Here is a 12,709-nt window from a genome sequence, read left to right as displayed (position 1 = left end):
TTAAACGGGATAGGGAAGATGGTTAAAAAAGACCCCAGCGCTTACGGCGGGCCACAGGCAGCGGAGGTTCCTTATAAACGGCTTTGTTTTCAACGAGAAGCGCAGCGTTTTCCGTAAGCATGTAAATCAGCTCCGCCCCGGCTTCTTTTTTCAAAACGCCGAGCGCCTCCTGATAATAAAAATGTCTCGATCCGAGATTATGGGCGTCAGATGCGAGAAAGTGGATCAAATTCGCTTCAATAAGCTGCAGCGAAAAGCTCTTCGCTTTCCGCCCGAATGCTCCGGCAAGGCAGCCGGCCGTCACTTGGGCAGCAGCTCCTTTCTTTACGAGACTGTAAAGGACGGACGGGTTTTCGCGGATTTCTCTGTTCCGCTCCGGGTGGGCGATGACAGGGACATATCCCCTCAGCTGCAATTCATAAAATAGCCGTTCGGCATAGGCCGGAACATGATCGGCCGGAAACTCCGCCAGCACATACTTTGTATCATGGAGCGGGATAAGCTGGCCGCTTTGAAGACCGGCCAGCAGATCTCCGTCTGTTCTGATTTCCTGGCCGGGCAGAACGGTGAGCGGTATGCCTTCCTTATTCAAACGTTTGTTTAACAGTCTGACCGCTTCTTTGACCGTATGCCGGTCCGTGTCATAGCGGTATTTCACGTGATGCGGCGTCGCAATGATCGTATCAATTCCCTGTCTGACCGCTTCTCTAGCCATCTCGAGGCTTTCTGTATCATCCGCCGCGCCGTCGTCTATGGAAGGAAGGATGTGACAATGGATATCTATCATATTTAACCCCTCCTTCTTAAAAAGAATGGACTGCGCCCATTATGACATTACTGTCCATAATAGGCGTAGTCCGAGTGTTTCGTTTGTTTTTTCCCGTTCATCACGGCCCCGAGGAGCTTGCACGGGCAATAATCGAGCGCTTCTTTCGCCTTGGCCGCTTTTTCCTTGTCCGTTTTCCCGCTTGAGATCACCATAATGGCCCCGTCAGTATAGCTGCCTAATATTTTCGTATCGGCTACGGCCAAAACGGGAGGCGTGTCCAAAATCACCTTATCATAAACAAGGGCTGCTTCTGACAGAAGATCTCTCATGGCCCCCGTCGATAAAAGCTCCGCCGGATTGGGCGGGATCGGCCCGCTCGTTAAAATATCGAGATTGGCTTCCTCAGCCCGCAGGACGGCTTTCTGAAACGGAATCTGTTGTAACAGCAGCGACGTTAAACCGGTTCCGTTATCCAATTTGAAGGTGAAATGAACCGTCGGTTTGCGCAGATCCGCATCAATTAAAAGTACTTTTTTCCCCTGCTGGGCAAATACGACGGCAAGATTGGCCGCGGTAGTCGACTTTCCTTCTTCCGGACCTGCGGATGTGATTAAAAGGGACTTCACCTCCGTATCGACGGAAGAAAATTCAATGTTTGTACGGATCGTCCGATATTGTTCCGAGTTGATGGACTTCGGCTCTGACATCGTAATCACGCTTCGTTTTGCCGGCTTGTCTTTTTTACGCGTCAACTTGTCCGCCTCCCGCTTGTTTGATTTCTGCCATCCTCAAATTTTTGGCAACGCTGTCTTTTGCGCTGATTGAAGTAACCGTTCCCAAGATCGGGATGCCGAGCAGCGATTCCAGCTGTTCCTCCGATTTGATCGTATTATCCAGATGTTCCAGCAAAAAGGCGAGACCGATTCCGCCCAAAAGTCCGGCCGCAAACGCAATCGCGATGTTCAGCTTGCGGTTAGGCTCTGCCGGTGACTGGCTGTCCGCCGCTTCGGCCTTTGAAAGAATGCTGACATTATCCACATTCATGATGGCCGTGATCTTGTCCTGAAAAACGGCTGCAACCGTATTTGCCATAACGGCCGCCCGCTTTGCATCCGTATCCCGCACGGCGATCGTCACGACTTGTGAATCCTGCTCGCTGGATACCGTGACTTTTGATTCCAGCTCTTTCGAAGTCATGGACAGATTCAGCTCTTTAATCACCTCATCGAGGATGACCGGGCTTTTGATGATGACATTATACGTGTTGATTAATTGGAGGTTGGTTTGAACGTCATTGAATTGGACTTCTTTTTGATTGTTTTTAGATTGACTGACCAAAATTTGCGTTGAATTTTCATAGACCGGCGTAAGAGCGAAGAAACTGATGAGTCCGCCTGCGGCAGATGCCGCCGCGGTGATAATAAGTATAAACAGCAGACGCTTTCTCAGTATTGCGAATATTTCTTTAATGCTTGCGGATTCTCCCATATAACCTCCATATCACTTTCCGTGTATTCCTATTCCCTCCAATAACTTTTCCAATTACGATTATACAGCTTTGAACTGTCATTTCTAACCTTTTCAAATGACAATATTCGACAAAAATATACAAACACTTCTATTCGGTTTATTTTTGTAAGCGTTTTAAATACTGGTGTCGCAGGAGGATTAAAAAATCCCGCGGTCAAGAGCCTGCGGGACTTTATGTTGCATATCCATTTTTAATATGAGAAATCAAATTCTCAAGCATTTCTTTTGTGGTCATCTCAGAGGACTGCTCACCGATGTCGTGCGCATGCATTAAAATCTTCAGAAACTCCTCTTGATCTAACTTCGTTTTCTTCATCATTCGTTTCCTTTCGGCTTCCATTAAATTGAAAACAAGATTATTATATGCTGTCGGGTGCTGTTTTGCAATCTCTAATACATCATTCGACACACTCGGGTTTTTATGTCCTTTTTTAGGAAAAACTTTTTCCGGACCATGTGTTGCGATATAATAGAGGAATTGGAATCTTTTTATTTTGTGACTCGTTAGGAGCGATAATCATGCTTCAGGATATGATTGCTAAAGAAGATGTGCTCGCAGCGGCTGAACAGCTTAAAGAACTTCTTCCTTACAATGAAGACAATGTTCAGCTGATGAAGAAAGCACTCATTTTATATCGGCAGGATTCCGTCTATCGTATACAGGTTCAAACCCCGACAGAGATTTCCGCGTATGTGCAGGATGTTGTGCCTGTAAGGGTCACGCTGAACTTATTTTTCATGGTGAAAAGCGGCTGCGCATGCCCGTCTGAGGCGATCTGCCGCCACGTGCTGGCCGTTTTTCTTTACGTATATGCCCAATTTGAGCGGGTCGGTTCCTTTACCGAGCATTGGCTGGAAAGAGAAAAGCTTGAGGAAAGCAAGGAGCTTGTCCGCCGGCAGTTTCAGGAAAAAGTGCTGCCGAATGAAGAGTCGCTGTCAAGCTGGCTCGCTTTTTTTGATTCGGAATTCTCGCTGTGGGAGGCGCGGACGCCGGCCGGAAGCCAGACGATGCAGGGGCTTTATTACGGCTATTTGTCAGCGCTCAAAAAACACGCCCCGAAAAAACCCGAGCTCAAAAGCTTATATCAGATTCACTCGGCGCTTGCCGTCTGGCTTCACATGTTTACTTTGATTGAGTCTGGCAGACTGGATGCCGAAAAAGATTATTACAGCATCAACCCATACGTCGAACAGCTGATGGATACGATTTACTCCTCCATTGACAGACTGAAAACGTATGCCCTGTCTTTCTCGCTTGATCCCTTTTTGGACCGGACGCCTCCGGTGATCCGCAGACTTCTGCTGAAAGAGGAGCTTTTTCAATACGAACGCCTTCGGGTATTCGGCGAAGTTTGGAGCGCGCTTTTGAACCGGCCGAAATGGGTCGCGCGTGAACAGGAGATTCTCGCACAGGAAAGCGGACGCCGTTTTTCGCCGGAAGTACGGTTCGGCCGGCTTCATTTGGCCTTTTTGCAAAAAGATGATGCAGCGGTCTTTGAAGATATTTCACGCTTCCCTTCCGAAGCGCTGCCTTATACCTTTCAATGGCTCAGTGAGCTCACCGCGAAAAAAGACTGGAAACGGCTGAAAACATGGTACGGTCAGATCGAACCTCTTGCCGTAAACTACACGAAACTTGATAAGCCGTTTAAAGAAATGCGCGATATTATCGGAGAACTGTTTGTGCTGCTGGCGGATTATGCGCGGCACTCACGGGATGATCAGCTGTTTGAACGGTTTGCCTCCGGCTGCCTTCCCTATACCTTTACAGAGTACAGCCAGTATCTGTACGAAAAACGGCGGTATGCGGAGTGGGTGGAGATTCACAGCCTCGTCGGTTTTTCCGTCTGGGAAATCGAAAAGGACATTTTGAAGGAAATTGCCGCCAATGATCCGGAAGCGCTCATCCCCTCCTATCACCGGGCGGCGGCCTTTTTTATCGACCAAAAAAACCGCAGCGCCTATAAAGAGGCTGCGCGCCATCTGAAAAAACTGCGGACGCTTTATAAAAAGGCAAAAAAACAGCAGGTTTGGGAGCGGTATATCAGCCAGCTGAGCGCAAGCTACAAAAGGCTGCGCGCCCTTCAAGAAGAATTGCAGAAAGGAAAGTTGATTGATGGCGAGTCTTAAGGAAATTTTCATTCATGTAGAACAAATGGAAGATTGGACATTTACGCTGTCAAGCCATGACGAGAAAGAACAGCCGCTTACGCTCAGTCAGATGAAGACTCATCTGTTCCAATGGCATGAGTCCACCTTTTACGGAACGTTTCTTGAAGACGTCAGCTTCATCGGCACCCCGGCCGTTCTGCTCAGCCCGTGGATGACCGTCGAGCTGCTCGGAAAAAACTCGTTCAATTCATTCAGCACCGTTCAGCTGACAAAGGAAACGGAACCATTAATCGAAGCGGCTTCGACGATATACGAATTTATAGCCGACGGCGATTTTCTTCCGGATTATGAGGCTTGGCAAAACGGCGTCTTGCGCTTCAAAGACCGCGAGCTTTTGCTGGAAGGATTTACGGCTGACTGGTTCTCGGCCGCGGTTCAGGACTACATTCAGTACAATGATGACCTGCGGGAAAAATGGCAGCAGATCGAAACCCGTTCGCCGGCCGTTCATACGTTTAAAGGCTCATTTTTGGACGAAGATGATTTTCTCGAGGGAATCGGCTGGAATGATGATCTGACGCCGTTTACCGTCGGGCTGCGATTAAACGAGCCTGATTTTGACGGTGACGACTGGAAAATCGAAATGTTTTTACGCGAGAAAAAAACCGGAGCCATCACCTTTTTCGACGGACTGAAGGGACTGAAAAAAGCGTGGCAGGCATACAGCGGAAAAATCGCGCGTGAACAGGACCGCTTCCGCCGAACGGTTCCCTGGCTTTCATTTGATTCGGGAACGACGCTCATTTCTGAAGAAGAAGCTTGGATCTTCTTATCAGAAGCGAGTGAGACGCTTGTCGATATGGGCGTGGAGATTCTTCTTCCATCGTGGTGGCAGATTGTCCGGGAAAGCAATATGATGCTCAAAGCAAAAGTGTCATCCTCCCCGCGGGGCGAGTCCTTTGTCGGCATGAACGCCCTGCTTGATTTCAACTGGAGATTCGCCACAAACGGAATTGAGCTGACAGAGGATGAATTCAATGAGCTTGTCGCAAACAACAGACGTCTCGTCAACATCCGCGGACAATGGGTGAAAATTGATCCGCAATTTATTAAACAGATGAAAAAACTGATGGAAAAAGCGGAATCTGAGGGTCTCCACATGTCCGACGTGCTGGCGCGCGAACTGATGGATCACGGGGAAAACGGAGCAGAGGACACGGACATCATTGACTCATCGGCATTTGCCGGGATCAAGATCGAATTATCAAAGCAGCTCAGAAGCCTGATCCGCAAACTGACGGATGCCCGGGATCTGCCGGAGCATGAAGTCAGCGCCGCGTTTCAGGGCCAGCTCCGCCCTTATCAGGTGTACGGCATGAACTGGCTTCTCTTCCTGCGGGAAAACGGCTTCGGCGCCTGTCTCGCAGATGATATGGGACTTGGAAAGACGATTCAGATGATCGCTTATTTTCTCCATGTGAAGGAAAGCGGCCGGCAAAAAGCGCCTGCCTTAATCATTGCGCCGACATCGGTGCTCGGCAACTGGCAGCGTGAGCTCCAGACCTTCGCGCCGCAGCTGAAGGCCGTGCTTCATTACGGACCCCGCCGACCGAAGGAGGAAGCATTTGTCCCGGCCTATCAAGACGCAGATGTCGTTCTTACTTCTTACGGCCTCTCGCACGCCGATCAGGAAGAACTTTCTTCCGTGACTTGGAGCACCATCTGCCTTGATGAAGCGCAAAATATTAAAAACGCGCATACGAAGCAGTCCCGCTCGATCAGAAAGCTAAGAGGCGTCCATCATATCGCGCTGAGCGGAACACCGATGGAAAACCGCCTGACAGAGCTTTGGTCGATCTTTGATTTTATGAACAAAGGCTATCTCGGCAGCCTGACCGGCTTTCATAAACGCTATGTGCTGCCGATTGAAAAAGACCGTGACGAAAAAAGAATCAACCAGCTACAGCAGTTAATCCGGCCGTTTTTACTGCGCCGGACAAAACGGGATGAAGAAGTGGCGCTTAATCTCCCTGACAAGCTGGAACAAAAAGAGTTTATCCCGCTCTCGGCCGAACAGGCCTCCCTTTATGAGCAGCTTGTCAAAGATACATTTGAACATATGGCTTCTCTGACCGGCATGCAGCGGAAAGCGCTGATTTTGAGCATGCTCGGCCGCTTGAAGCAAATCTGTGACCATCCTGCGCTCTATTTGAAGGAAGAACAGACAGAGCTGTTAAACGGGAGATCCGTCAAACTGGAAAAGCTGCTTGACTTAATGGCGGCGATTCGCGGACAAGGGGAAAGCTGCCTCATTTTCACCCAATACATTCAGATGGGCAACATGATGAAGCGCCTCCTGGAAAAAACATTCGGAGAGCCTGTTCAGTTTTTAAACGGAAGCTTGTCCAAGCAGGAACGCGATTCCCTTGTAGAACGGTTCCAGAAGAAAGAATACCCGACGCTGATTTTGTCACTGAAAGCGGGCGGAACCGGCCTGAACCTGACGGCTGCCAATCACGTCATTCACTATGACAGATGGTGGAATCCGGCGGTGGAAAACCAGGCGACCGACCGCGCCTACCGAATCGGCCAGGAGCGGTTCGTCCACGTGCACAAACTAATTACGACGGGAACGATTGAAGAAAAAATTGATGCCATGCTCGAAACGAAGCAAACGCTGAACGATCAGATTATCCAAAGTGAAAATTGGATCACCGAGCTGTCATCCGATGAGCTTGAAGAATTATTCACCCTCAGCGCATCGGCGCAATCACATTAAACGCAAAAAGGCCGGCTCTCTCGGAAGAGCCGGTCTTTTATGCCGTCCTTACTGTTACGCCGCATTTGCCATGAATGCGTCACGCCAGTCGTGAACAGTATCGCCAAACCTTTTAAAGTAAATTCCTGATCATATGCGCAACGCCGTTTTGATCATTTGTCAATGTAACGGCGTCAGCGATCTCTTTAATGTCTTCTCTCGCATTTCCCATCGCTATGCCTTTTCCGGCCGCCTGAAGCATTGAGTAATCATTTAAGCTGTCACCGACCGCTGCGGTTTCAGCCATCGGAATGCCGAGCTTTTGCGCCAGCCGTTTAAGCGCCTGCCCTTTAGAAGCATGTCGCGACGACAGTTCAAAGTTGTGATCGGCAGAGCTGACAAGGGTGAGGTCTTTCTGATCGCTAAATCGGTCCCAGCCCGCTTTCAGCTTCCGCTCATCAAACGAAAACCCGAGAATATTGTAAAAATCCAGATGTTCTTCTTTCTCAAAGAGCTCACGGTATGATTGAATGTAAGCAAAGCCCGACTGGCTGTATTGCACAGAAGCCGCCTGCTCCAAAATAGAAAGGTCGGTTTCCGGATTGGCGCTTTTTACCCGATCCATTTCGATATCGAGCAGCTGCCTGCCGGTTTCAGGCGTATAGATGGCTTTGTTTGTAAACACCTCATAGTAATATTGATTCTCTTCAAGCCAGGACAAAATCCCCCGGGCCCTTGTTTCTTCAATCGCATCACAATGGTACAGGCTGCCGTCAGGAGCATGAATGGCGGCTCCGTTTGCACTGATAATCCAAGTTTTTATGCCGAGCGGTTCGAATATGGAGTGCACGTCAAAATGCGCGCGTCCCGTGGACACCACGATTTCAATTCCCGCTTGCCGGGCTTCCCTTAAAGCCCGCTCGTTTTCATCGCTTACTTGATGACTGCTGTTCAGCAGTGTGCCGTCCAGATCTATGGCAATCAGTTTCACATGTCCTCATCCTCTTCTTCAGAATCAGTTACAAGCAATTCTACGCCGTGCCGGTCGAGCAGATCACAAAAATCCTGATCAGGCAGCCGATCGGTGATCAGCAGGTCAACCTCGTGCAGGTCTGCATATTGATAAAAACTCGTACGGCCAAGCTTGGAATGATCGCTCAGCGCAATCACCTGTTCCGCCTGCCGGATCATTTTACGCTTGACCATGCCGTCTTCTTCATGCGGTATCGTCAGACCGTTTTCCGAGATGCCGACAACGCCGATCAGCACCTTATCGGCGTGATAATCCCCCAGTTTTTCTACCACAGAAGCGCCGTATAAAAACCGGTGTTCCTTTTGCAGCTTTCCGCCGAGCAGATGAATGTCAATTCCCTCTTTTGCAGAGAGGATATCGGCCTGATTGATCGAATTTGTAATAACAGTGCAGTCGGTGACATTTAAATGTTCGGCGCAGGCCTGCACGGTTGTGGAGGTATCCAGGATGATCCGGTCTCCTTTATGGATCAGGGAGGCGGCCAGTCTGCCGATTTTGTTTTTCTCTTCAGAAACGGTTTTCAGCCGGCCGGAATAGCCAGGCACTTCCTGATGCACAGACGGCAGAATCGCGCCGCCCCGTGTTCTGATAATGGCCCCGCGCTCTTTCAGCTTGACAAGGTCCCGTCTTGCGGTGTCTCTTGAAATATGAAGCAGCGAACATATCTGTTCAGCGGTGATCCGCCGATGCTGTTTCAAATATTCCATTATCGCAATCAGTCTTTCTTCTTGATACACGTCCTCATTCCTTTTTTCGTCACTTATCTGTAAGTAATTATAAGTTTTTATCTTAAAACATTCAATTATTTTAAGTGTTTATAAGCAAAATCACTTCTTTTTAACCATTTTTTAGACCCCGAACCAAAAAACCAGTCTTTCGACTGGCGTATAGGAAGGGGGTATTGCGGGGCCCGCCAAAAGGCGGGAAAAAGAGGAAAAAAAGCATGTTATTCAGCCAGCGGCTCTTTCCGTTTTTGATCCATAAACCGAACGGTATCAGCCATGACCTCGGTCACATAAACTTTTACGCCGTCTGTCTTTTCATAGCTTCTCGTCTGGATTCTGCCGCTCACACCGACCAATGACCCTTTTTGGCAGTACAATGCTGTGTTTTCAGCGCTTTTTCTCCAAATGGTGCAGTTGACAAAGTCAGTCCCGGTTTCACCTGACGCGCTTTTAAAATTGCGGCTGACAGCCAAGGTAATATGAGCCACGGCAATGCCCGCTGATGTAAAACGGAGCTCCGGGTCTTTCGTCAGCCGGCCGACAAGCATCACGTGGTTAAACAAGCCGTATCCTCCTCTCTTTTTCGAGGGTGGCTTCATTGTAGTACAAGAGCTCCAGAAAGCAAAAAGCGGAAAAAACCGTTATCCGTTTATGCCTCTCTTATGATTTCGCTTTTCTTTCAGATAAAAAAAACTTTTTCTTTTGACCGCTTATGTAATATGTATTTTTGAGCAGCCGCGAGAAAAGTTTCGTTTTAAGCCAGTTTTTCTCAAACATCCTGACGAACTTTCCGCCGTCCCATGCGAACCAGTAAAAACTCAGCTTTTTATCAGTCAGCGAAAGCTGAATTTTATACTGTTCCATGCGGTCTTTTGTTTCATACAAAAAGACGACATTCCCTCTTCTGTTAAGATGCACCTCGCACTCTTCCTTTTTGGATACTAAGTAGGAATGATCGTCTTCCCGCCTTAAGCCGTCTTCTATATAAATTTCCTTCAGGCGCAATTGATTCATAAGCATCTCTCCATGACTATATTCTTTTACATTATAATGAAAAAATAGAAATGATTAAATGTTGATCGCCTACAAAAATAATGAAGCATGTCTTACAGCATTTTCCCGGAAAAAGTGATATGTGTTATAATAAATGAACGAAAAACATGGACAACAGGGGTGAAAATAGAGATGAAAACCTTTAAACTGGTTGATCTGAATGTGGAACGTTTAGATAAAGACGATCGGCCGATTGAACAGTTTCCCCTTTTAGACGGATTGATTATCAATAAAGAAGACGGTGAAAACCATTGGTTAATTGAAGCTCTGGTGCCGGCCGAACACTTTTCTTTTTTTGATATGCTGATGAAAAGCCAGAAAGAAGCGAAGGTGTTTGTAACGATTACGAAAAAAAGCAACCGTCCCGCCCAGCTGACGGGAAGCATCAAAAATATCGTCGAGCTGGAAAAGAGTATACAAGTTTTAATTTACGGTCAAATGGTGTCAAGAAATCACCCCGGATCAGAAAGCATTCTGGAGTCGCTCGTGAAAGAAGGATACTCAGGCAGCCGGCTGATTGAAGCGTTCAAACAAAAATTATAATCATGAAAAAGGCCGGACGTTAATCATCCAGCCTTTTTTTTATGCCCTAGTCATTGTGATGCGCCCGCTGTTTCAGCAGATCTCTGATTTCAGTCAGCAGTTCTGTCTGCTGATCTGTTTCTTCGGCTTCTTCCGCCTCTTCTTCAGCTTCTTTTTTACGTCTCAGCTTGCCTATTGTGCGAATCACGATAAAAATAGAAAATGAAATAATGAAGAAGTTCACAATCGTTTGTATAAAGCTTCCGTACTTGATATGGGCGTCGCCGAATGTCACCGCCAGTCCTGAAAAATCAAGGCCGCCAAGCAGAAGACCGACAAGCGGCATAATGATATCTTCAACGAGTGACGTCACGATTTTCCCGAAAGCGCCGCCGATGACAACACCGATTGCCAGATCCATGATATTGCCCTTCATCGCAAAGCTTTTAAATTCTGACCACATTACATTCACCCCTTTCTACACGAAATGGGCTTTTTTATAAGCCCATTTGTTTATTTTTATTCTCCGAGTGCAAAGGTTAATTCGGCTTCACACACGAGCTCGCCGTCAACTTTGGCAACGCCTTTGCCGCGTCCGATCGTACCGCGTGCACGTGTAATGTCCACTTCAAGCTCCAGCTTGTCACCCGGTTTTACCTGCTTTTTGAAACGGCAGTTATCAATCCCCGCAAAAAACGCGAGTCTGCCTCTGTTTTCTTCTTTAATCAGCATCGCCACAGCTCCGACCTGCGCCAAAGCCTCTACGATTAATACGCCCGGCATAACAGGGTATTCAGGAAAATGGCCGTTAAAAAAATCTTCATTCGCCGTCACATTTTTATATCCCGCCGCCCGTTTTCCTTCTTCGACTTCCGTAATTCTGTCTACCAGAAGAAACGGATAGCGATGGGGAATAATTTCTTTAATTTGCTGAGTATCAAGCATTCTCTTGACATCTCCTTCATCGACAATAGTATGTATAGAAGGTATAAGTGGTAACCAATCTGTACATTTGGAAGTATATTATGAATCAATTTCTTTTTCAACCGCGCTATAAACTGTAACCAGCTGGCAATGAGCCTCGTCCATTAATGTGTTATGATAAATAAAGATTTTTACCCTATGCAAAGAGGTTGGAAGATGATTGCTAAGTTTACTGAAAAACGTACGCTGGGGATGCTGAATGAGTGGTATGACGCCATGGGAAAACGCCAATTCGATCTAGCCCGTTCCCTTCACGAACAAATCAATCAGCATCTCCCCAAATTACAAAAGAATGCAAAGCTCAATCTCAGATATCAGCTGTTTTTTGCACGGTTTCAGCTGCTGTTTGAGAAAAAAGACGGCCTGAATAAACTGTTCTGTGAGCTGAAGCGGCGCAAAGATGAGATGGATCAAGAATTAACTTATTATTTCTATTTTTTCAAAGGGTTATTCCATATGGTGAACGGCACTCCGAACCGGGCTGTCTGCCGCTTTAAAGAAGCCGAACAGTACCTGCCGGCCATCCAGAACCGTATTGAAGCCGCTGAATTTTATTATAAAACAGCGGGTGCTTATTACATGATGAAGTCGCCTCCGCTTTCCATTCAATATGTCAACAAAGCGCTGAAGATCTATCAGAATGAATTCGGCTACATCAAAAAAATGCTCAGCTGCCAGCTGCTTCTCGCCGTAAATTACATAGACGAGGCACGCTATGAAGACGCTGAACAGCTCTTCAATGAATCCATAAAAATAACAGACCGCATCAATGACAATAACCTGCTGTGCCACGCTTATTACAATTTTGGTTTTTTAAAGACCGCTCAGAAAAAAGATAAAGAGGCGCTCCCTTTTTACAAAAAGGTATTGGGCAATCAGCGTTTTGAAAAGGAGTCTCCCGTTTCCTACCTTCATTGTGTATACGAAGCGGTCAGAGCACTTTTTAAAACCGGATGCTCCGCTGAAGGACAAACCGTGCTGCAGAAAGGATTATACATAGCTGACAAAGTGCAGAACAATATCATGAAACTGAAGCTGGCCGCGCTCAAAACACTGTATACCTCTCAGGAGGATCCGTACGACCGATTGCAGAAGCTCGTGCTGGAGCTCCAGAAGATTGAAGCGTGGGTGGATTTGGAAGTGCTGCTTCAAGATATTACGGATTACTACAAAAAAAAGGGCGATTTTGAGAAAGCCGCATTTTTCATCATGCGCGGCTGATC

Annotated in this window: 14 protein-coding genes; 4 read left to right on the top strand and 10 right to left on the bottom strand. The window is 47.4% G+C overall.

Going from position 1 to position 12,709, the window contains the following annotated elements:
- Nucleotides 1–22 precede the first annotated feature (22 nt).
- The 4 genes from ACQE26_RS06415 to ACQE26_RS06400 all read right to left on the bottom strand — a co-directional run bounded on the left by ACQE26_RS06415 (nt 23) and on the right by ACQE26_RS06400 (nt 2,615).
- Nucleotides 23–787, bottom strand: a complete 765-nt coding sequence (locus ACQE26_RS06415; protein ID WP_500471007.1) for a tyrosine-protein phosphatase — start codon at nt 785–787, stop codon at nt 23–25.
- Nucleotides 788–834: 47 nt separating this feature from the next.
- Entirely contained in the window at nt 835–1,476 is a 642-nt protein-coding gene (locus ACQE26_RS06410) for a CpsD/CapB family tyrosine-protein kinase (protein ID WP_342008063.1), read from the bottom strand.
- A gap of 34 nt (nt 1,477–1,510) precedes the next feature.
- Nucleotides 1,511–2,257 (bottom strand): protein-tyrosine kinase activator TkmA, encoded by a 747-nt coding sequence (tkmA, locus tag ACQE26_RS06405; protein WP_500471006.1) that lies wholly within the window; start codon nt 2,255–2,257, stop codon nt 1,511–1,513.
- A 214-nt stretch (nt 2,258–2,471) separates the two neighbouring features.
- A complete protein-coding gene (locus ACQE26_RS06400) occupies nt 2,472–2,615 on the bottom strand; it encodes a YwzD family small protein (protein ID WP_014471134.1) in 144 nt (47 codons plus the stop codon).
- Nucleotides 2,616–2,818: 203 nt separating this feature from the next.
- Between ACQE26_RS06400 and ACQE26_RS06395 the strand changes: the two genes are divergently transcribed.
- Nucleotides 2,819–4,429 carry an SWIM zinc finger family protein gene (locus tag ACQE26_RS06395; RefSeq protein WP_489201946.1) on the top strand — a complete coding sequence of 537 codons (1,611 nt, stop codon included), beginning with the start codon at nt 2,819–2,821 and terminating at the stop codon, nt 4,427–4,429.
- Nucleotides 4,416–7,190, top strand: coding sequence for a DEAD/DEAH box helicase (locus ACQE26_RS06390; protein WP_500471003.1), 2,775 nt, complete (start codon nt 4,416–4,418; stop codon nt 7,188–7,190). Before ACQE26_RS06395 ends, ACQE26_RS06390 begins: the two co-directional genes overlap by 14 nt.
- Nucleotides 7,191–7,302: 112 nt before the next feature.
- Here the strand turns inward: ACQE26_RS06390 and ACQE26_RS06385 are convergent, their stop codons facing one another.
- The 4 genes from ACQE26_RS06385 to ACQE26_RS06370 all read right to left on the bottom strand — a co-directional run bounded on the left by ACQE26_RS06385 (nt 7,303) and on the right by ACQE26_RS06370 (nt 9,941).
- Nucleotides 7,303–8,160 (bottom strand): Cof-type HAD-IIB family hydrolase, encoded by an 858-nt coding sequence (locus ACQE26_RS06385; RefSeq protein ID WP_489201947.1) that lies wholly within the window; start codon nt 8,158–8,160, stop codon nt 7,303–7,305.
- Complete coding sequence (gene glcR / locus ACQE26_RS06380; RefSeq protein WP_500471002.1) at nt 8,157–8,939, bottom strand: transcriptional regulator GlcR; 783 nt, start codon at nt 8,937–8,939, stop codon at nt 8,157–8,159. Before glcR ends, ACQE26_RS06385 begins: the two co-directional genes overlap by 4 nt.
- Nucleotides 8,940–9,148: 209 nt before the next feature.
- Nucleotides 9,149–9,490, bottom strand: a complete 342-nt coding sequence (ssb, locus tag ACQE26_RS06375) for a single-stranded DNA-binding protein (RefSeq protein ID WP_045926379.1) — start codon at nt 9,488–9,490, stop codon at nt 9,149–9,151.
- Between the two features lie 97 nt (nt 9,491–9,587).
- Entirely contained in the window at nt 9,588–9,941 is a 354-nt protein-coding gene (locus ACQE26_RS06370) for a hypothetical protein (protein ID WP_060964082.1), read from the bottom strand.
- A gap of 171 nt (nt 9,942–10,112) precedes the next feature.
- On the opposite strand from ACQE26_RS06370, the gene ACQE26_RS06365 reads away from it, so the two are divergent.
- Nucleotides 10,113–10,523, top strand: a complete 411-nt coding sequence (locus ACQE26_RS06365) for a YwpF-like family protein (protein ID WP_016937685.1) — start codon at nt 10,113–10,115, stop codon at nt 10,521–10,523.
- A 46-nt stretch (nt 10,524–10,569) separates the two neighbouring features.
- Here the strand turns inward: ACQE26_RS06365 and mscL are convergent, their stop codons facing one another.
- Entirely contained in the window at nt 10,570–10,965 is a 396-nt protein-coding gene (gene mscL / locus ACQE26_RS06360; RefSeq protein ID WP_016937684.1) for a large conductance mechanosensitive channel protein MscL, read from the bottom strand.
- A gap of 56 nt (nt 10,966–11,021) precedes the next feature.
- The gene (gene fabZ / locus ACQE26_RS06355; RefSeq protein ID WP_003151242.1) at nt 11,022–11,447 is read right to left on the bottom strand and encodes a 3-hydroxyacyl-ACP dehydratase FabZ; all 426 of its coding nucleotides are present in this window, start codon (nt 11,445–11,447) and stop codon (nt 11,022–11,024) included.
- A 195-nt stretch (nt 11,448–11,642) separates the two neighbouring features.
- On the opposite strand from fabZ, the gene ACQE26_RS06350 reads away from it, so the two are divergent.
- Nucleotides 11,643–12,707: a tetratricopeptide repeat protein gene (locus ACQE26_RS06350; protein ID WP_500471000.1), complete on the top strand. Its 1,065-nt coding sequence runs from the start codon at nt 11,643–11,645 to the stop codon at nt 12,705–12,707.
- Nucleotides 12,708–12,709 lie beyond the last annotated feature (2 nt).

The sequence above is a fragment of the Bacillus sp. 5RYD7K genome (assembly GCF_059831465.1).
The sequence above is the reverse complement of the archived record's forward strand: the minus strand, read 5'-3'. Positions and strand labels throughout refer to the sequence as shown.

Coding starts and splice junctions, on each gene's coding strand:
- ACQE26_RS06415 (WP_500471007.1), bottom strand. CDS start 787: ATGATAGATATCCATTGTCACATCCTTCCTTCCATAGACGACGGCGCG.
- ACQE26_RS06410 (WP_342008063.1), bottom strand. CDS start 1,476: ATGTCAGAGCCGAAGTCCATCAACTCGGAACAATATCGGACGATCCGT.
- tkmA (WP_500471006.1), bottom strand. CDS start 2,257: ATGGGAGAATCCGCAAGCATTAAAGAAATATTCGCAATACTGAGAAAG.
- ACQE26_RS06400 (WP_014471134.1), bottom strand. CDS start 2,615: ATGAAGAAAACGAAGTTAGATCAAGAGGAGTTTCTGAAGATTTTAATG.
- ACQE26_RS06395 (WP_489201946.1), top strand. CDS start 2,819: ATGCTTCAGGATATGATTGCTAAAGAAGATGTGCTCGCAGCGGCTGAA.
- ACQE26_RS06390 (WP_500471003.1), top strand. CDS start 4,416: ATGGCGAGTCTTAAGGAAATTTTCATTCATGTAGAACAAATGGAAGAT.
- ACQE26_RS06370 (WP_060964082.1), bottom strand. CDS start 9,941: ATGAATCAATTGCGCCTGAAGGAAATTTATATAGAAGACGGCTTAAGG.
- ACQE26_RS06365 (WP_016937685.1), top strand. CDS start 10,113: ATGAAAACCTTTAAACTGGTTGATCTGAATGTGGAACGTTTAGATAAA.
- mscL (WP_016937684.1), bottom strand. CDS start 10,965: ATGTGGTCAGAATTTAAAAGCTTTGCGATGAAGGGCAATATCATGGAT.
- fabZ (WP_003151242.1), bottom strand. CDS start 11,447: ATGCTTGATACTCAGCAAATTAAAGAAATTATTCCCCATCGCTATCCG.
- ACQE26_RS06350 (WP_500471000.1), top strand. CDS start 11,643: ATGATTGCTAAGTTTACTGAAAAACGTACGCTGGGGATGCTGAATGAG.